16 protein-coding genes are annotated in these 18,441 nt (G+C 47.8%); 5 read left to right on the forward strand and 11 right to left on the reverse strand.

All coding sequences use genetic code 11. The annotated features are described in order from the left end of the window. Nucleotides 1–106: 106 nt before the first annotated feature. The 4 genes from ACTJKB_RS01500 to ACTJKB_RS01515 form a co-directional block, all read right to left on the reverse strand. A complete protein-coding gene (locus ACTJKB_RS01500; protein ID WP_440831495.1) occupies nucleotides 107–502 on the reverse strand; it encodes a DUF2500 domain-containing protein in 396 nt (131 codons plus the stop codon). A 207-nt stretch (nucleotides 503–709) separates the two neighbouring features. After that, on the reverse strand, nucleotides 710–886 hold the full coding sequence (locus ACTJKB_RS01505; RefSeq protein WP_178382827.1) for a hypothetical protein: 177 nt from the start codon (nucleotides 884–886) through the stop codon (nucleotides 710–712). 231 nt (nucleotides 887–1,117) lie between these two features. After that, on the reverse strand, nucleotides 1,118–2,410 hold the full coding sequence (locus tag ACTJKB_RS01510; RefSeq protein ID WP_440831496.1) for a WD40/YVTN/BNR-like repeat-containing protein: 1,293 nt from the start codon (nucleotides 2,408–2,410) through the stop codon (nucleotides 1,118–1,120). 24 nt (nucleotides 2,411–2,434) lie between these two features. Beyond that, a complete protein-coding gene (locus tag ACTJKB_RS01515) occupies nucleotides 2,435–3,820 on the reverse strand; it encodes an amino acid permease (RefSeq protein WP_440831497.1) in 1,386 nt (461 codons plus the stop codon). Between the two features lie 258 nt (nucleotides 3,821–4,078). On the opposite strand from ACTJKB_RS01515, the gene ACTJKB_RS01520 reads away from it, so the two are divergent. Next, the gene (locus tag ACTJKB_RS01520; RefSeq protein WP_440831498.1) at nucleotides 4,079–5,005 is read left to right on the forward strand and encodes an L-lactate dehydrogenase; all 927 of its coding nucleotides are present in this window, start codon (nucleotides 4,079–4,081) and stop codon (nucleotides 5,003–5,005) included. Between the two features lie 244 nt (nucleotides 5,006–5,249). Here ACTJKB_RS01520 and ACTJKB_RS01525 read toward each other — a convergent pair whose 3' ends face one another. Together ACTJKB_RS01525 and ACTJKB_RS01530 are read right to left on the reverse strand one after the other, a co-directional pair. Continuing rightward, nucleotides 5,250–6,161 (reverse strand): tyrosine-type recombinase/integrase, encoded by a 912-nt coding sequence (locus ACTJKB_RS01525; protein ID WP_440831499.1) that lies wholly within the window; start codon nucleotides 6,159–6,161, stop codon nucleotides 5,250–5,252. Between the two features lie 59 nt (nucleotides 6,162–6,220). Beyond that, the gene (locus ACTJKB_RS01530) at nucleotides 6,221–7,156 is read right to left on the reverse strand and encodes a LysR family transcriptional regulator (protein ID WP_440832682.1); all 936 of its coding nucleotides are present in this window, start codon (nucleotides 7,154–7,156) and stop codon (nucleotides 6,221–6,223) included. Nucleotides 7,157–7,289: 133 nt separating this feature from the next. On the opposite strand from ACTJKB_RS01530, the gene ACTJKB_RS01535 reads away from it, so the two are divergent. Continuing rightward, complete coding sequence (locus ACTJKB_RS01535) at nucleotides 7,290–8,567, forward strand: APC family permease (protein ID WP_440831500.1); 1,278 nt, start codon at nucleotides 7,290–7,292, stop codon at nucleotides 8,565–8,567. A 76-nt stretch (nucleotides 8,568–8,643) separates the two neighbouring features. Here the strand turns inward: ACTJKB_RS01535 and ACTJKB_RS01540 are convergent, their stop codons facing one another. Continuing rightward, nucleotides 8,644–8,910, reverse strand: a complete 267-nt coding sequence (locus ACTJKB_RS01540) for a hypothetical protein (RefSeq protein ID WP_440831501.1) — start codon at nucleotides 8,908–8,910, stop codon at nucleotides 8,644–8,646. 538 nt (nucleotides 8,911–9,448) lie between these two features. On the opposite strand from ACTJKB_RS01540, the gene ACTJKB_RS01545 reads away from it, so the two are divergent. After that, entirely contained in the window at nucleotides 9,449–10,399 is a 951-nt protein-coding gene (locus ACTJKB_RS01545; RefSeq protein ID WP_440831502.1) for an alpha/beta hydrolase, read from the forward strand. A gap of 230 nt (nucleotides 10,400–10,629) precedes the next feature. On the opposite strand, the gene ACTJKB_RS01550 is transcribed toward ACTJKB_RS01545, so the two are convergent. Together ACTJKB_RS01550 and ACTJKB_RS01555 are read right to left on the reverse strand one after the other, a co-directional pair. Continuing rightward, on the reverse strand, nucleotides 10,630–11,865 hold the full coding sequence (locus ACTJKB_RS01550; RefSeq protein ID WP_440831503.1) for an aminotransferase class I/II-fold pyridoxal phosphate-dependent enzyme: 1,236 nt from the start codon (nucleotides 11,863–11,865) through the stop codon (nucleotides 10,630–10,632). A 266-nt stretch (nucleotides 11,866–12,131) separates the two neighbouring features. Then, a complete protein-coding gene (locus ACTJKB_RS01555) occupies nucleotides 12,132–13,235 on the reverse strand; it encodes a GerAB/ArcD/ProY family transporter (RefSeq protein ID WP_440831504.1) in 1,104 nt (367 codons plus the stop codon). 361 nt (nucleotides 13,236–13,596) lie between these two features. On the opposite strand from ACTJKB_RS01555, the gene ACTJKB_RS01560 reads away from it, so the two are divergent. After that, on the forward strand, nucleotides 13,597–13,764 hold the full coding sequence (locus ACTJKB_RS01560) for a hypothetical protein (protein ID WP_440831505.1): 168 nt from the start codon (nucleotides 13,597–13,599) through the stop codon (nucleotides 13,762–13,764). 273 nt (nucleotides 13,765–14,037) lie between these two features. Here ACTJKB_RS01560 and ACTJKB_RS01565 read toward each other — a convergent pair whose 3' ends face one another. Further along, nucleotides 14,038–15,807: an ABC transporter substrate-binding protein gene (locus tag ACTJKB_RS01565; RefSeq protein ID WP_440831506.1), complete on the reverse strand. Its 1,770-nt coding sequence runs from the start codon at nucleotides 15,805–15,807 to the stop codon at nucleotides 14,038–14,040. A 160-nt stretch (nucleotides 15,808–15,967) separates the two neighbouring features. Here ACTJKB_RS01565 and ACTJKB_RS01570 point away from each other — a divergent pair, with 160 nt between their 5' ends. Next, nucleotides 15,968–17,206, forward strand: coding sequence for an MDR family MFS transporter (locus ACTJKB_RS01570; RefSeq protein ID WP_440831507.1), 1,239 nt, complete (start codon nucleotides 15,968–15,970; stop codon nucleotides 17,204–17,206). Between the two features lie 178 nt (nucleotides 17,207–17,384). Here the strand turns inward: ACTJKB_RS01570 and ACTJKB_RS01575 are convergent, their stop codons facing one another. Continuing rightward, nucleotides 17,385–18,341 (reverse strand): helix-turn-helix transcriptional regulator, encoded by a 957-nt coding sequence (locus tag ACTJKB_RS01575; RefSeq protein WP_440831508.1) that lies wholly within the window; start codon nucleotides 18,339–18,341, stop codon nucleotides 17,385–17,387. Nucleotides 18,342–18,441 lie beyond the last annotated feature (100 nt).

Genomic DNA, 18,441 nt, shown 5'->3' on the forward strand with positions numbered 1-18,441 from the left:
TATGTAGTTATTTTTCACATCATACAAATATCCCCTTGTTCCTCGAACCGGAAACAAGGGGAATCTATAGTATACGCCGCTATTCTGTAAACAACTTACATTTCCCCTATTCTGCTGTTGAGTAATGGGGCTGCCGCTGAAATCCCTGGTATCTTGTACCCTGATAAGTCAGAATACCCCTGTCTCCCTCCGCACTCATGCCGTATTCATTGCCGTCTACTCTGAACTCCATCCGCACGCCGTTCTCCAGCTCATAGGTCAAATAATAGGTGGTACTGGTGCGGCTGTTATTGCTGTCATCCTGTTGCTGTTGCCGGAGTTCACTGCGTTTGCTGACGATACGGGCAGGGATGGTCAATAGGGGCGAGCTGTTGTTCCGGCTCCACACAAGCAGCCCCCTGCCTGCAGAAACAGCGACAATACCAATCACCACAGCAAGAAAGATCGGTATTACCGTCCCCGTAAGATCAAACATCCAAGCTGGATCCGGGCCTATTCCCATGACTTAATCCCCCTTATTCCCCATGTTCTCCTGTTCCCTGCCAGGATACAGGCACTTCTGTACATGTATATGCCCCAGGTATTCCATACAGCATTACAAAAACATTATTTTCGATGATCTATCACTGCAGACAAGTCAAAAAGACCACTCAGCTCTCTTTTAAGAGCTTAGAAGTGGTCTTCATTAACGTTGATCTGGCTGCTTCGATTAAGCGTGTACGAGATCCAATAATTGCTTAGTTTCATCTGTTTCTTCAGGAAGCATTCCATTGTCTGCCCAGCAAGCTTTGCATTGTTCTTCTGTTTCACACAGGTGTGCATCATCACAGTTGTAGCACAGTTGCAAAAGGTTTCTGGTTACATAATCCGTTTCGAAAGTTTTCATTTTAATCTCTCCTATTCGGAATGAAAGTTTGTGAAAAAATGAACTTGTTCTCTATGTGTTAAATATATCACAGTATTATTCGTTTGTCATGTGATTTTTTTCACATTTTTAAAGAAAATTTTAAATAAGATTTTTGATGCTTTATTTTTCATAATCGAAATCTATCAAATAAAGAGAGCCCAACAATCCAAAATTTGATTGTTGGGCTCTCCTCATATTCACGATCTGGATTTACATTACCCGCCAGCTTAACCCTCCATTAGTGGTTTGCAGCAGGATGGATTTGCGGTCTTCCTTTTTCTCAATCAACAGCCAGCCCACCTCGGTGGAAACGAACTGCAGCTTCACAATCTCCGGATACTCCGCTAGCTTCGATTGCAGCACACCACTGGCAGGAAGGGCCGTCCAGGTCTTGCCCTGATTCGTTGTCTTATACAGTACATCCTTCTTCAGGGTCCAGCCAAGCTGTGCGTTCAAAAAGGCAGGCGCAATATGGCGGTTGATCCCCGACTGCGCTCCCAGTCCAAAGGTCACAAATTTCCAGTTTTCGCCCCCATTGGCTGTGAAATAACCATTGTAGGTAATACTGCCTTCCTTGTCCTTTTGGCAACCTCCAGACATCCATCCATTCAGACTGGCCTTGTCAAAAAAATCAGGCTCCCCTGTGATCACCCGGTCACAGCCTCGGAACTGTTCATTCACGAGAAATTCCGGACCCTGATTCCAGGTTACTCCACCGTCTTTGGTCATAAAGATTTTGGGAAGTGCACCGGTCTGCAAGGTTACAAAACCATGTCCAAAGTCCTTGAATACCATCCCCGTAATCACACCTGATATCGGGATCGTATTATTTGGCAAGTTAGGGTTATATTGCTCGTTTTGCATGACGAGGCTCCAGATCGCTCCGCCATCGTTAGTAGCATACAGCGCTTTGCTCTCTTTGGTGGCTTTTGCATCCCAGGAGGTCATCAGCCAACCGTGCGCAGGGGAATTGAAATAGATCGAAGAAATCGCATTGGCATCAGGAAAAGATGAAATTTTCCAGCTGCTTCCCCCATCCGTCGTTCTTAGTACAACCGTTTCCGTATGACCCGACGCGCTGCGGATGATCCATCCATTACTTGGGTCCGTGAAGAATATGTCTTTGCCATAGACAGGATTGGACAAAAACTGGACATTCGAAGACGGCGAGATATTGCTCCATGTCTTGCCGTTATCCATTGTCATGTATATCCGCAGCTCATTTTTGGTTACGCCCCAGGCTAGCCCTACAGCATCATTCAACAGCCTGAAATCCGTCAGACGGGTCTGAATCTGATATTTCGGTTTACTTTTTTCATTGTCGATATTATGGGCATCCGGGGTAATTAGCGTAATCGTCTGCCCTTCTTCCGGCGCTTCCGTCGGCTGTGGGGGCTGGGAAGGTTCCGGAGTAGGAGAAGAGCAAGCAGAGAGTATAAGCAAGGTCAGGAGTACCGTAAAAACAGCTCCTAGAGCCTTGAAACCTGTAATCTTGAATGACAAAGCCCTCTCCACTTCCTTCAGTAATTATTTGTTCTGATTCAGATTACTTCTCTTGTAACCGTATACCGCATAGATGATTAAACCAATGACCAGCCAAATTACGAAGCCGATCCATGTGTCTCTGCCTAAATTATACATCAAATATCCACAAGCCGCCGCACTAAGCAAAGGTATAACAGGCACCCAGGGAACTTTAAATCCTCTTTTCAAGTTCGGATGAGTATACCGGAGTGTGATTACACCCAGCGAAACGACAAGAAAGGCGAAAAGTGTACCGATACTGGTCAGGTTAGCCAGACGATCCAGCGGGACAAAACCAGTGACCACAGCAATTATGCCGCCTACCATCCAGGTGCTGCGTACCGGAGTATGTGTCTTCGAACTGACCTTGGATAAGGTCTGCGGCAGAAGTCCGTCCCGTGAAATCGCAAACATCAGACGGGTCTGGCCGAACAGCAGCACGAGCAGAACTGTAGTCATTCCGGCAATAGCCCCCACGGAGATAAGCCCGGCGATCATATTCTGGTCCACAAAACGGAGCGCAAAGGAAACCGGATCACTAACATTCAGGCTCTGGTAAGGGACAATCCCGGTGAGCACCAGCGATACAACGATATAGAGCACCGTACAGATCGCCAGGGAGGAAATGATCCCAATCGGCAGATCACGCTGCGGCCGTTTCACTTCTTCTGCTGCAGTAGATAAGGCATCAAAACCGATATAGGCAAAAAATACAGTAGCTGCGCCATTGACTACACCATGGAATCCAAAGGGCATAAAGGGCGTCCAATTCTCCGGTTTTACATAAAAAACACCGGTAACAATAAACAAAATGACCACCGTCAGCTTGATTATTACCATTATGGCATTAAAGCGGGCTGTTTCCTTGATTCCCCTGGTCAGTAGGAAGGAAATCAACAAAATAATGATAATTGCAGGCAGGTTGATAAAAGTTCCTTTGTCCGCATTATAAGCCCCGGAGAGTGCAGTGGGCAAATGCAGGCCAAATCCGTCAAGGAGACCCTGGAAATATCCAGACCACCCGCTGCCTACCGCTGCTGCTGCAACGCCGTACTCAAGCACCAAATCCCAGCCCAGAATCCAGGCTAATAGTTCCCCGAAAGCCACATAGCTATAGGCATAGGCGCTGCCGGATACCGGAATCGTGGATGCGAATTCTGAATAACACAGAGCCGACAGCACACAGGCAATGCCTGCCAGCACAAAAGAGAGCACTAAAGCGGGTCCCGCATGCTCTGCCGCCGCCACTCCCGTCATTACAAATATACCGGTACCAATAATCGCCCCCACACCAAGCATGGTTAGATCCAGAGCACCTAGTGTCTTGCTGAGCTTGTCTCCTCCGACGCTTGCCGGAGCGCTCAAAGGCTTCTTGCGGAATAAATCCATTCGTTCATTCTCCCCTGTCTGCTATATAAATAGATCATGCTATAAAGAAGCGGCCAAGCTAATGACCAGATAGCCCCGATAAATACAAGAATCGTGGAAATACTAAGCATTACTGTCTCCGTTATTCCAAAATCCTTGTTAGTCTGCCCATTTTCGGGTAATGGATTAAAAGCGGACCGCTTGAAAACACTAACCTTAGCGCTTATGATGGATAAGATTGGACACAAAAATTTCAAAAACTCAGGAGGAGATGTAGCAATGGCCCCCCCATTCAAACCAAATCGTGTCGTAGTGATCGGCACTGGTGCAGTTGGCACCACTACGGCCTACACTTTGCTGCTGCGCAAACGCATGCAGGAGCTGGTTCTTATTGACGTGAATCATCAGAAAGCCCTTGGTGAAGCGCTTGATATGAACCATGGCATGCCATTTGTCGGTGGCGTGAAGCTCTGGGCAGGAACCTATGAAGATTGCCGTGAAGCAGATATCATTATTGTGACCGCTGGCGCCTCCCAAAAGCCGGGTGAAACCCGGATTGATCTGCTACGTAAAAACATCTCGATTTTTAAAGATATTATCCAAAAAATCACGAAATACAACCAGCATGCCATTCTGCTGATCGCAACGAATCCAGTGGATATTCTGGCTTATGCCACCCTCAAGATCAGTGGTTTCGACCGCAGACGTGTTATCGGCTCCGGAACAGTGCTCGACAGTGCAAGATTCCGGTATCTGATTGGCCTTCACAAAGAAATTGACCCGCGCAGCATTCACGGACAAATTATTGGTGAGCATGGTGACTCCGAGCTGCCAGTATGGAGTCTGGCCAACGTCGCCGGGATTGATCTCGGGTTTGACGAAGCCGAACGCCAGGATATTTTTGAGGACACTAAAAATGCCGCTTATGAGATCATTGATGCCAAAGGTTCAACCTCCTATGCGATTGCTCTGGCACTGGATCGGATCGTAGTTGCCATTCTTAACAACGAAAGTGCCGTGCTTAACGTCTCCACGCTGCTTAACAATTATAATGGAGTCTCCGATGTTTTCCTGGGAGCCCCATGTGTAGTTGACCGTTCCGGCGTACGTGAAGTACTGGATCTGCCGCTCAGTGAAGAGGAGAAAGCCCTATTCCAGAAATCCGGTGAAAAGCTGAAAAGTGAAATCTCGAAACTGGAACTATAGACTGTACTCTGGGCATTCCGGACTATTTCCCCCTTCCATTAGGGAGGAGATAGTCTTTTTGGCATATCCTTGCTTGCTGTCCTGCAGACCAAACTTCGGGACCGGAATACAAAAGAAACCGTCCTTCCGGTCATGGAGAATAACCCCCACTACTGAAAGGACGGAGTATCTGATACCAGTAAATATAACATGAATCGTCATGTCTGCCAATGAAATAGATCCTTGCATATATATGATGCTAATATTATTGCGGCATACTGATCTGCAGTCTGGACATCGCTTCTTCCTTCTCCCTGCTCGTGATATGTGTATATACGGTAGTGGTCTGGATAGACGAGTGTCCCAGAAGCTCCTGAACGGTCCGCAAATCTGCCCCTTTGCGCAGCAGCATGGTTGCGAAGGAATGGCGCAGCTTGTGGCTGGAGTAGGGTCTGCGGAGGGCAGCAGGTACTTCACTTTGGAAGCGGCCAAAGGTGTCGGCAGCAATCCCCTGGATCCCCCGGATGGATAATCTGCGCCCTTTTTGAGAGATGAACATGGCATCCTCCTTACTTCGCCAAGGCTCAAGCCGGTCTGTCAGGGCCTGTTCCAAAAAAGGGGCCAACTCCACAGGCACCGGAATATTCCGCCATTTGCGGCCTTTTCCGAATACTCTAAGTGTAAGGCGTTCGGCATTATAGTCGCTCAGATTCAGAGTGTGAACCTCCCCTACCCGCAGTCCCATGTAGGACATAAGCAGAAAAACCGCCAGGTTTCGGCTCCTGTACTTCCCTTCGACAGCAGACAAAAACCGCTGTAATTCATGCTCCTCCAGATAGACCGGCTCACGGTTTTTCTCCGTCTTGGATTTCTTGATGCCCGCCGCAGGATTTGCAGCCAGCAATTCAAGCTCCATCAGCGCCTTAAACAAGCAGTTAACAGACGCATGCTTATGGTTACGGGTTGAATCGCTGACTCCCCGCTCGCGGACTGAGGTTAAGTAGGACACAATATGCAGCTTCTTGACGGTCTCCAGACTTTTGCCGTTCAGACTCACCAGAAACTCCCGCACATCGGCAAGATAGGACTTCTGTGTATATGGGGTAAAGCCGGCATCCTTCATCCAGATTAAAAAAGCATCCAACTCTTCTTCATAGTCAGGCTCTGGGTGGTTCATGTCCAATTTCCCTCCCGTGTTCGTACCAATATATTCTGCCATAGATTATCTTTAGGAAATCAAGAAGTTAATAGATGAAATTTATCATGGTCTGTTTCCCCGGTTCTCCAGGCAGCCGCATGATTCTCTACAATAGACAGGAATTCTGCCAGAGCCGGTGATTTCCACTTTTTATTATGGTACGCGGTTTGGGTAGCTACCCGCTGCGACTCGTCATTCCAATGAAGACGGGCCAGCTTGCCTTCAGCCAGCTCACTCCGGACCGTAATCAGGGGTAAAAAAGAAATGCCCAGTCCAGCCATCACGCATTGCTTAATCGCTTCTATACTCCAGAATTCCAGCTTCGGATCGGGGAACACACCGTGACTGTTCAAATGCCGCTCGAACAAGGTACGATAGGTGCATCCGGTTTCGGTGTGCAGAATAGTTTCATCCTTCAGATGACGCGGCAGAACCTCATCGAGATTCACAAGCGGATGACCAAGCGGAGCAATCAGTGTCATAGCCTCATGAATAAGCGTCTCGGTATGAAGATCCTTATACTCCGTCTCGGGCTGCAGCAAAAACACCAGATCCAGCTCACCGGAGCGGACAAACTCGGTTAGTTCCCAGCAGGCGCCAGGCTTCAGTGTGATCTGCACCTGAGGATACTTTCCGCGGAATTCCTTAATGATGCCAGGCAGCCGAAAAGCAGCCAGAGACTCAGGTGCGCCAATCCGCAGCGCTCCGGTCAGTTCGGTCTCCGAACGCAGCGCAACCTCAGCCATAGTGTGCATCCGGGAGATCTCCTGGGCATACGGGAGCAGACGGCGGCCAGCATCCGTGAGGATAATCTTTTTACTGATACGGTCAAACAGCGGCTGGCCCAGCTCTGCTTCAAGCGCCTGGATCTGGGCAGTAATGCTGGACTGTGCATAATCCAGTTTCTGGGCGGCACGTGTAAAGCTGCCGGTTTCGACTACGACCAGAAATGTAAACAGATGGCGTGATTCCAGGGAGACTCCTCCTTCATGTTTAATGATTATCTATCGGTTTTACAGATGGATGTTATCTGTTAATTCCGTTTTTCCAATGGATCTATTATCTGATACTCTATATATAAATACAAGGAAAGCAGGCCATATTCATATGAAAGAAACTTTACAACGCAATATTGGAATGCCGCAGGCCATTGCCCTATATATTGGGGCTGTGCTGGGTTCAGGGGTTCTGATTGTCCCCGGACTTGCGGCTGAAATGGCTGGGCCTGCCTCTCTTCTTGCTTGGGGATTTATGACGCTGCTGATCCTTCCCTTAGCTCTGTCCATGGGTCTCCTATCCGCCAAATTTCCGAATGCGGGGGGAGTCTCACATTTTGTCACACTGGCATTTGGCCCAAAGGCGGGCGCACTGGTTGGATGGTTCTTCCTGATGTCGGTCCCGATCGGAGGCCCCGTCGCCGCATTAACCGGAGCTGGTTATATGACGGCAGCTATGGGCTGGGGTGACAATGCCAGAATTGCTCTGGCTGCAGCCATGCTGGGGATTGGACTGGTTACGAACTGGATTGGAATGCAGGTAGCCGGGAAAGTACAGATCGCTGTGGTGATTGCCATCGTCGCTGTATTGGTTTTTTCATTTGCCGCTGCACTTCCCCGGATGGAACGTGTCCATTTCACACCGTTTGCTCCACACGGCTGGATGAGTGTCGGCCAGGCGGCAGCCATATTGTTCTGGTGCTTCATCGGCTGGGAAGCCGTGTCTCATTTGTCTGAAGAGTTCAAGGACCCGCAACGGGCTGCGGTCAAGGGAGTCACCATCGCCGCCATTATTGTGGGAGTATTGTATTTCCTGTCCGCACTTGCTACTGTAGGTACCCAGAGCTATCTGAAGGGCGGAGCCGATTCCTCCCTGGTCTGGATCATCAGCCAGCCGCTTGGCTCCTGGGGCGGATTCATCGCCGGCTTGACCGGGCTTTTCATCTGTACCGCGACTATTATCGCTTATACCGGCGCCGCTTCGCGAGTAGCCTTTTCACTTTCCAGGCAGGGCTATGCCCCTAAATGGATGGGTCGTATGTCGAAGCGATATCAGACCCCCACCGGGGCCATAGGCTTCCTGCTATTGTGCTTTGCCATAGTGCTGTTTCTGTACGGCAGTGGCCTGCTTTCGATTACGACGCTGATCCAATTTCCAAATGCTACTTTCATTTTGACATATATCGGGGGCTGCGCAGCGGGAATCCGTCTCCTGAAAGGTAACCGGACGGGTGTTGTGATTAGTTGGATATCATTCGCCGCAACAGCGGGTGTGTTTCCTTTTACCGGCTTAGCGATTGGTTATCCGCTGTTGATTACTGCCCTCTTCTTCCTGATTGTCTATACCAGAGCGGATCGCAATAGAGCCCATCTGGAGCCGAATGATTAGGATACCCTCCTGTATAACAAACAGGCCGCAGCGACCTTGGTGACAAGGACGGATGCGGCCTGTTTGTTATACAAGCTTACATAATCTCTACGGCGAAAACTGCCGAAGTCTGATTCAGCGTATATTTTCCATCTTCAGTCAGCCAGGTCGCTTCATATAGATAATAGTATAATCCTTTCACTTTAGGCGCATCAAACACCCCATCCAACAAATCGACCGGAAGATATACATTATTTTCTCTAATTTCTGAAACATAAACTTTAGCAGGCAGTGTTTCGTAGTTTGGCTTAATGGTGATCTGATCTCCCGGATCAATAACTGTGGGGGGCTCACCGTTTAGCATGGCTCTGCCACCCACATAATCAGCACAACCCAGCATCTCCCAGCAATAACTGCTTTGTACTACATGCACTGAAGTTATTGGTGTGCTTACTATGGGCAGAGGAGGCTGGCCTGCTGGTGTCAGAGCTTTTGATGATTATGGGATTGGTGGCGCTGAGAGAGCTTCTAATGAATTCGGGTTGTCTGCTGGCTCCGTTGTTCTTGTAGATATTGCCTCTAAGTCTACTACATAATGCTCCGACTTCTCTGGTGCCCCTTTAATTGAAGGATCAATAGCTTGATTTGCTGTATTGCCCACAAACATCAACCCAAGAACCAACAAACCATCCGGCTGAAATATTTTATCAACATATTCACCTCAGTTATAAGACGAGTTATCCAATAAAAGGTTGCTAATTATCTATATCAAGGTTTATTTTACAGTTCATTGACACTTGTAAAACCCCAAATAGAAGCTGTCCCTGCCGTTTCAGTAAACGAAAACTTGGTTATGAATGAAAAGAGACTGCCCAAAATGGGATAGAAGGAGACGATTGACCATGCCAAAAGATAATAAAGTCATTCTCGAAGCCGCGGCGCGAAAATTTGCCGATGACAATGCCGAACCTCCATTTCTGCCTGACTTGGGACCTGAAAAAGGACGCGAAACAGTGAATACAGTGCAGTCCAGTGAAATTTACAAACCGGAAGCAGATCTTCAGGATCTTACCGTGCCCGGTGGACCCGGAGGTGAAGTTAGTGTACGTATCATCCGCCCAGTGAACACTTCAAGTGAAACTCTGCCTGTCATTTTGTATATTCATGGTGCAGGGTGGGTCTTCGGCAACAGCCATACCCATGATCGGCTGATCCGCGAGCTGGCAACAGGTGCTGGAGCAGCCCTCGTATTCCCTGAATACAGCCTCTCTCCAGAAGCAAAATATCCTACAGCTATTGAGGAGATATACGCGGTACTGACCTGGATTGCTGATCATGGATCGGAATATGGCCTAGATACAAGTAAATTAACCGTAGCTGGCGACAGTGTCGGCGGAAATATGACCGCTGCCATAACCTTGATGGCCAAGGAGCGGGGCGGCCCTGCGATTTCCAAGCAGCTCTTGTTCTATCCGGTAACGGACGCTTCCTTTGACACCGAATCTTACCATCTCTTTGCTGAAGGCTACTTCCTGCAGCGGACCGGGATGAAATGGTTCTGGGATCAATATACAAGAAGTGAGGATGAGCGTGCACAGATCACGGCCTCGCCACTTCGGGCCAGCCTGGAGCAGCTAAGTGGACTTCCAGAAGCACTGATTATTACCGGCGAAGCCGATGTCCTGCGCGATGAGGGCGAAGCCTATGCCAATAAACTGCGGGAAGCTGGTGTTTCCGTAACCGCGGTCCGCTTCCAGGGAATGATTCATGACTTTGTGATGCTGAATGCCCTGGCTGAAACTAACGCCAAAAAAGGCGCTATCCTGCTGGCTACCAGTTGGCTCCGTCAATAGGTCCGGTTTAGCGTTTACTTGATTAATATACAACAGCAAACAGGCCTGCAATGGATATTCTCCGTTGCAGGCTTGCTTGTTTTCATGAGATTACATATTCTACTGTCCATATTCACTCAAAATTTGCGCGGTGCATTGAACTCAGCCGCTTTAATCAGCATTTCCTTCATTGATCCAATCCAACGGCGAGCGATAGTTAAGTTTACATAATATTATTTATGTTATCTAGTCTATTCCATGTCATTCATTCGCAAATACTCCCCTATTCTCCGGGCGGCTTCCACAAGGCGCTCTTCCTCTTCTACCAGTGCAATTCGGACGTATCCCTCCCCTTGTTCCCCAAAGGCGGCTCCAGGAATGACTGCTACTCCTGTTCCCAGTAAAAGGTCGTGTGCGAAGCTGTGTGATCTTCCTTGGCCTTGTCCAGTGTTGTAGGCATCAGGCAGCTGTGCCCAAATAAACATAGTCGCTCTGGGCTTCTGGACCACCCAGCCTTGCTGAGCCAATGCCGCTATAAATATATCCCGTCGCCGTTCATACAACGGTGCAACTCCCTCATTCTCCCCGGCTTTCATCGCCATCTCCAATGCAGCTACAGCTGCTTCCTGGATGGGGTCGAACACACCATAATCCACATTACTCTTAAGCTCCTTGAGCGCCCCAACCGCCTCACGGTTACCGGTCATGAAGCCTATCCGGCAGCCGGCCATGTTGAAGCTTTTTGAGAAGGAATGAAATTCAACAGCAGTATCGTGCGCTCCCGGCACCTGCAAAATGCTAACCGGCTTATACCCGTCAAAACCCATTTCCGAATAGGCCAGATCGTGTATAACCAGCACATTCCATTTACGGGCTAATTCGATTAATTTCTCCATATATGTAAGATCGACTGTTGTAGATATCGGATTTCCGGGAAAGCTGAGGAGAATAAAAACAGCCTCCTGCCATACCTCATCCGGTATGCTGTCCAAATCAGGAATGAAGGCATTCTTCTCCAGCAGCGGCAGTGTCCAGGCTTTCACCCCTGCTATCGCGAGCGAACCGGAATAAATAGGATACCCCGGATCAGGTACGATAGCCAGATCACCCGGATTGCAGACGGCAAGCGCCAAATGTGCCAATCCATCCTGTGAGCCCATGAGCGCCACGATTTCATCCTCCGGATCTACCGTTACGCCAAACCTTGCTTCCATCCAAGCAGCTGCCTGTTTCCTGAATGCCACACTTCCCCTGGATGATGGATAGGAATAGCTGTTCTCCCTAAGTACAGCTTCACTCAGAACCTGACGTATATGTAGAGCGGGTGCCTGGTCCGGACTGCCGATTCCCAGATCGATCACATCCATACCGGACTTTGATGCCTCCTCTTTCCATGCTGCCACTTCTGCAAAAATGGAGGAACCCAGCCGGGACAGTTTGTCTGATCTCCAGCTTCGTTTGGAACTGCTAAATGTCAACGAGTCCACCTACTTGTTTTTGAATCATTATAGCATGTGCAGGAGAAGTTGATTTCTAAATTTTTTGCGGTACTCGGTGAATACATATAATTGTAAATTTTATTCTTAAATATTATTTTATACCTTTTTCCTTGATGTATTCGAGTCGTACAAGTGCCTTATTTCATAAAGAAAATCGATCTCATCTAAAACAGCGTATAATTTAAGTTATACGCTGTTTTTTTTAAGCTATTTAGTTATCTTTTATATGTTTTTTATTTGTTTTTTATTGACGTTTACACATTCTGCTTCAATATCTTCTTTCTAATTATCAGTACAACTGAAAGCAGTACAGACAGCAAAAAAAACAATAGGATTCCCATCCCTCCAATAATATCCCCAACGGCAAATACATCATTGATTCGTACGGGAATCATAGCCGTAATGAAAATCACCGGCATTAGCCCAAAGATGACCGGGACAAGTCTAATCTTAAACACCTGCGAGATCCCCAATGCAGCATTAAAGAAAAAACTGCTAAAGATGCAAAACATCTGCATCATCCAGATCACCAATAGAGGGAATTCGAAGCGTTCAAAAAAGAATCCAGTGATCTCAAGGCTGCGCACTAAATCAATAGTAGGCCAGGTACTCGTGATCACTGAATCAATAGACAGACCTCCGATAACCATCACCACAGTGAAGATGTATAAGATCATAGGTATGGCAATTCCCGTTAACATGGCTTTGATCGCATGCTCTGGATGCTGCATAAAGGCTGTGATAACCATCACCACTTCACATCCCGTAAAGACGAGTACTGTGGATTTCAATCCCCTGATTACAGGCAAAAGACCTTCGCTCAGTACAGGACGCAAATGATTAATATCAAATATTCTGATACTAAGGACATAGCACAAGATCAAGATAAAGAAGCTTATGGGGAAAATAATTTGATAGACTCTGGCGATGGAATTGATTCCTCCAAACACGAGGTAGGCCCCAATCCAGATGAATGGAATGATGATTGCCCATATGGGTGTTCCTTCGAGCAGGAAAAAAATCATTATTTCTCCTAATACGCGATTCTGAAATCCGGCACTCAATAGAAAGTATGAAATTAATAACAATGATAAAAATCCACCTGGGTACCCCCCTACGATCCGTTTGGAGTATTGATAAATGGTCTTGCCGGGAAATTGTTGGCTCAATTTCACCATTATCACAGCAACCAGCATTACAATAATCCCGCCGAGCACTACAGACATCCATGCGTCCGGAGTCTTGACGGATTCCGCCACATCTCTGGGCAAAGTGAGAATCCCCGCCCCCAGTACCGAATTCGTCAAGAATAGCGATGCCTGTCTTGTAGTGATTTTATCATCAGCGCGTACAAACATTTTCCCCCTCCTCCCATTAATTCTTTAGGTTCTGCGTCATTGGATGGAAACATCAAACTTTTGCCTCTACTGCTTCCGGGGGATAAGTAGCGGAAAGAGCTACATAAAAGTAGCTCTTTCTGAATTTATTTACTATTTGATTTTAACTGTCTGATTTATATCAGAAAGTCCTTAATTTCATATAAAACATATTCTATCCATTAACATATGATTTATTCCTCAATCTCTGACACGCAAATAAGCTGTATTCAAGCATTTCTTAACAGAGCTCTACTATTTCGCAGCAGCCAAAGATTCCCCGTGGAACCCTGCCCTCTGCCTGGGCATAAGATAGCGTATCAAGAGTGAAGGTGGAATCTGCATGTCTAAAAACAAACGCGGCAAAGCACTATGGCGTACTCCGTCCCGGAGCAGAGGAACATGTCCGATCTGCGGCAGCACGCGAATCAAGCTTTTGTATTTCGGTAAAGGCCTTTCTGGGGAGAAGCTCACCGTCTGTAAAAAATGCGATGGCAAGCAAGCGGTTTGACAAGGTCCACCCAGGGTCTATCTATTCTAAAGTATCGGCGAAAAAATAGGGAATGCCGTAATTGCGGCACTCCCTTTTCTTTTGGTGTCTTGGCAAGAGTTTGAACCGGTGTCTGATAATCTCCATGTACGCGACGAATGGACAGCCCCTTTGCCGCCAACTGAGCCTGCTTGGAAGCCCGGACCAGAAAAATGGCTCTCACCTTTTTGAACCAAACGGGCGCCGAAATAACCTCCAGTTGCTCCTGCACCCAAGAAAAGAGAATCTGAACCTTTAGTGCGCTGGCTTGATCCACAGCTTGGAGATATCCAGGAAGCCAAATGAGCTGGTATGCAAACCAAGCAGGCTATGATTGAGCTGTGCTCTTTTGTTAACATGAGAACCATATAGAAGCCAGCAGTGATCCCGGATGATTCCCTCCACTTTATCCAGCAGCTCAGCCCGTCCCTCATCGTTTAATTGTGTAAAGTTCTCCAGTTCCCGGTCCAGCATAGAGCTTTGGGCAGGCTCCAGATTGGCGTGCAAATAATTAGCTTTATTCCTAAAAAAATTAATCAATCCCCATTGCCAGTCATCCTCCAGAATTTCCTCCGCCATAATCAGTTCCGCTGAGCTGAGCGCATCTTTGGCATGTGATTGGATATAGGACTGGAGCTCAATACGCAGCCCGATTTCTGCACCGCGCCGTTTAAGCCAGTCTGCTTCTTCCAGGTCTTTATGAACCGTGTATGCAAGGAGGATACTCTCGCCTTGATAACCACTGCTGGCCAGCAGCTCGCGCGCCTCTTCCAAAGAAGGCTCCGTCCACTCCCTTTGACTGCTCTTCCAAGGCAGGAAGCTGTCTGCTGGTGTAATGCGGTTGCCTCCCAGTTCCCTTACGAGTGCCGCTTGGTTGTATAGGATTCGCAGCGCTTGCCGAAAAGCGAGCTGATGATGGACACCCTTTTTATGGAAATTCACCAGCATGTACCTGCAGCCCAAAGCCGGGTAGTTAATGCTGTTCGTCACGGAACCCTCCGAAGGGAGCTTCATCCGGTTCGCACCCGGCAGCTCATAGTGACGTTCATTCGGGCCGTGATCCGGCACAAACCAAATATCCACCCGATCCAGATGCGGACGAATCCCGTAATATTGTTCAAATGCGCTGAGCACCAGCACATCTTCATTCAAATCGCTGATACGGTAGGGTCCAGTTCCGATGAGTTCCGTACGGATATCCACATCAAAGGGAAGAATGCTCATGTGCATGCAACTAAACAAATGCAAGAAGAATAGATTTGGACGACGAAGCTGGAAACGAATGCAGTGATCCCCCTCTACACTCACCTGCTCGATGTCCTCATAGTTCCAGATGGCCGGACTGTCCAGATCGAATAAACGCTGTAAGGTTTCCTTAACATCCCGCGAAGTCATCACTCTTCCATGATGGAATCGCACGCTTTTACGCAGAAAGAATACCCATATCTTATGATCCTCACTGCATTCCCAAGTGTGAGCCAGTCCCGGAAGAAAAGTCTGGGTTGAGGCGTCATAGGTGACTAACGTACTGCATATTTGCCCCAGCAAATAAGCTTCAAAAGCCGTAATCACAAAAGCCGGGTCCAGCTTCTCCAAACGGCGCCCACGCATCATACGCAGGACATCCTGCCTGGAGGCGGTTTCCGCTTCACTATGAAAGCCCATCTGTATATTCAGCGAGCTGAGCAGCCGTTCCTTTAGCGTTTCATTGGCTTCAGTGACACTGATCAATTCGATGGCTTCCTTTATCTTTCCTTTTCCCATCAACTCCTGAAAATTATCCTCAATAGCCTCATCAATTCCCCGCAAAAAAGTCAACTCCGAAGTATGGCCTCTCCCGCGTCCTGGCTTCCAATGAATAAATGCATTTTCTTCAAGCCTCCGCAAAATAAATTTCACGTTACGGGGTGTACAACACAGGGCGGCGGACAAGCTGTCTATCGTTACAGGAATAGGCTCATGGATTCTAAAAGGAATGTTAAACGTTCTTGCTAAATGTATAAAGTGTGCGGTGTTAGTATCCATTGTCTTTGCTCCTCTTTAAAGGTGAAACACATCGCATAAATCTTACACTTTTATTTCCCCCTTTTATCATTACAATTATACACAAGCCGTTTTTTATTTCAAAGCAACATAAATAAGCAATCCCCAAATTCATCACGAAGATTAGGAGATCCACGATCACATGAAACAGCATTTGCGGCACATCCATCCCTTGGCCTGGACTATTATTATCGGCACGATGTTCGGCCGCCTCGTGACCTCGATGAGTATTCCTTTCTTATCCATCTACTTAACCCAAGTTCTCGGTGCATCACACTCGCAAACGGGTATAACGGTGGCCGTTAGCTCATTGGCAGGTGTGTTGATCAGCTTCTATGGCGGATACATATCGGATATCTTTGGGCGTAAAATCGTCATGCTGGTCTCTGTATTCGGCTGGGCCTGTGTCTTCTTCGGTTTCTCATCAGCGCAGCATATCTGGGTGTTCTTCCTGGTGAATACGCTGAATGGCCTATGCCGTGCCGTATTCGAGCCAACGTCACGTGCACTGCTCTCGGATATCACCCCTCCGGCTCATAAGCTGCTGGTCTTCAATCTGCGGTATGCTGCAGTTAATCTGGGTGTTGTATTCGGCCCAATTATCGGTTTGCAGTTAGGCTCTGCTAAATCCACCTTCCCGTTTGTCATCGCCGGAGTCGTCTACATTGCTTACGGAATCGTGCTGTTTTTGCAATTCTCGGTCCATCGGGCCAGCCTGCCTGTCCGTTCGGAAGCACGCGCTCCACAATTGCGTGAAGCTCTGGCAGTCACCAGCCGGGACCGGGTATTTCTGCCAGTGCTGCTGGGGACCATCTTTTGTGTACTGGGTTATGGTCATTTCAGCTCTACGCTGGCCCAGTATCTGGCGGTCGATACTCATTTCTCGAACGGCAGTCAGGTCTTTTCCTACATGCTGTCGCTTAACGCAATCACCGTATTGGTCGTTCAGTATCCGATTGTCCGCACGGCAAGCAAATTCCCGCCGCTTATTCCGTTAATACTGGGGAATATTTGTGTGGCGCTGAGCCTGCTGCTCTTCGGGCTTGCCGGTGGAGTTGCGCTTTTAATGTTCAGTGTGGTATTGTTCACAATCGGTGAGGTCCTGCTCTTCACCATGATGGATATGCTGATCGACCGGATTGCCAAGCCTGAATGGAAAGGCACGTATTTCGGCACGATTGGCTTCAATAACCTGGGTAACGTAATGGCTCCTATTCTCGGAGGCCTGCTGCTGGATCAATTTGGCGCCACTAATGGCCCGGCTGTATTTGTTCCGCTTGCTTTAAGTACAGCACTGGGGCTTCCTTTCCTCATTACTGCTCACAAAAGACTGACTGCCAGAGAGCGTAAAGAGGCAAAAATCAGCTCGCAAAGTGCTTGACTCCACTTGAACCCCCTCCAAACAGCATGAAACAAGACCCGTGTAAGCAAAGGCGCTTAGCGGGTCTTGTTTATTGGGAATAGGGTGTAACACATACCAGAAGCAAGTCTATGATTATTCTGCATAAAGGGTTTACATAATATATAATATATATCCTATAAATATCGCAATACTTCTTTTAAGTATACACCTTCTGTAGTGATACAAGCTGCTCCTTAATATATTTTCTGATTGCCGGAGGATGTACGATTTCTGCTTCATTCAGCAGATTCATGACCTGTCTGCACGCGGATTCATAACTGTACAGATTCAGCGTGAACTCCATGTACTCATCCATTTCCAGTGCTCCGACAATTTCGAAAGGCTTCATCCACTGCTGCTGGTCCTTTCCGGTTCTCACAACGACAGGATAGTATTCCTCTTGCTTACAGCTTTGCTTGAAAGACTCACTCCCGCGCAGCCAAAATTCCTCCAGAGCGAAATCTTCAGGGATCATGTAATTGCCTTCCATCACTTCAACTGAAATGATGCGCTCGCACTTGAATGTACGAATAGCTTCTGCTAACTCGCAGAAAGCCGCCAAGTACCACTCTCCTTGCTTCACAATCAGTCCATAGGGCCGTACATTACGGCAAGTCAGTTCCCCATTTACTTTACGGTATTGAACCTGAATACACCTGCACCTCCAGACCGCAGACCGAAGCTGCTCCAGACAAGGGATCTCCGTCCGTTCGTCCCACCATGGAGTGTTATCGTAATAAAACCGGTCTTTGGCCTTGCGGATATCCTCCTGATAGGCAACCGGTAATGTATTTTCCAGCTTCAGCAGCGCATTCCTAAGCTTCAGTCCGGATTCAGTCCATGCGTCAAAAGAAATACCCATACCCGTCAAATACAGGTTAATTACCTCCTCCCCGTGCAGCTTTTGAAGATTAACGGTATATCCCTCCATCAGAGAAATCCCGCCACCCGGCCCGGTAGTTGTAACCATGGGGATTCCCGATTCCGCCAAAACATCAATGTCCCTATATATCGAGCGCACAGAGGTTTCCAGCGCTTCCGCCAGCTCCTTCGCCTTCATTTTTCCCCTGGATTCCATCAGTAAAAGGATTGCAATCAAGCGATGCAGCCTCATTCCCAGCCCCCTAATACGTTAGTAAAAGAATAATTTTTGCCGTTATCACACTATTCTCGCCACTCTGATGTCAACAATAGAAGTGTATGCTGAATGTATC

The sequence above is a fragment of the Paenibacillus sp. 22594 genome (assembly GCF_052044425.1).
GTDB lineage: Bacteria > Bacillota > Bacilli > Paenibacillales > Paenibacillaceae > Paenibacillus_AQ.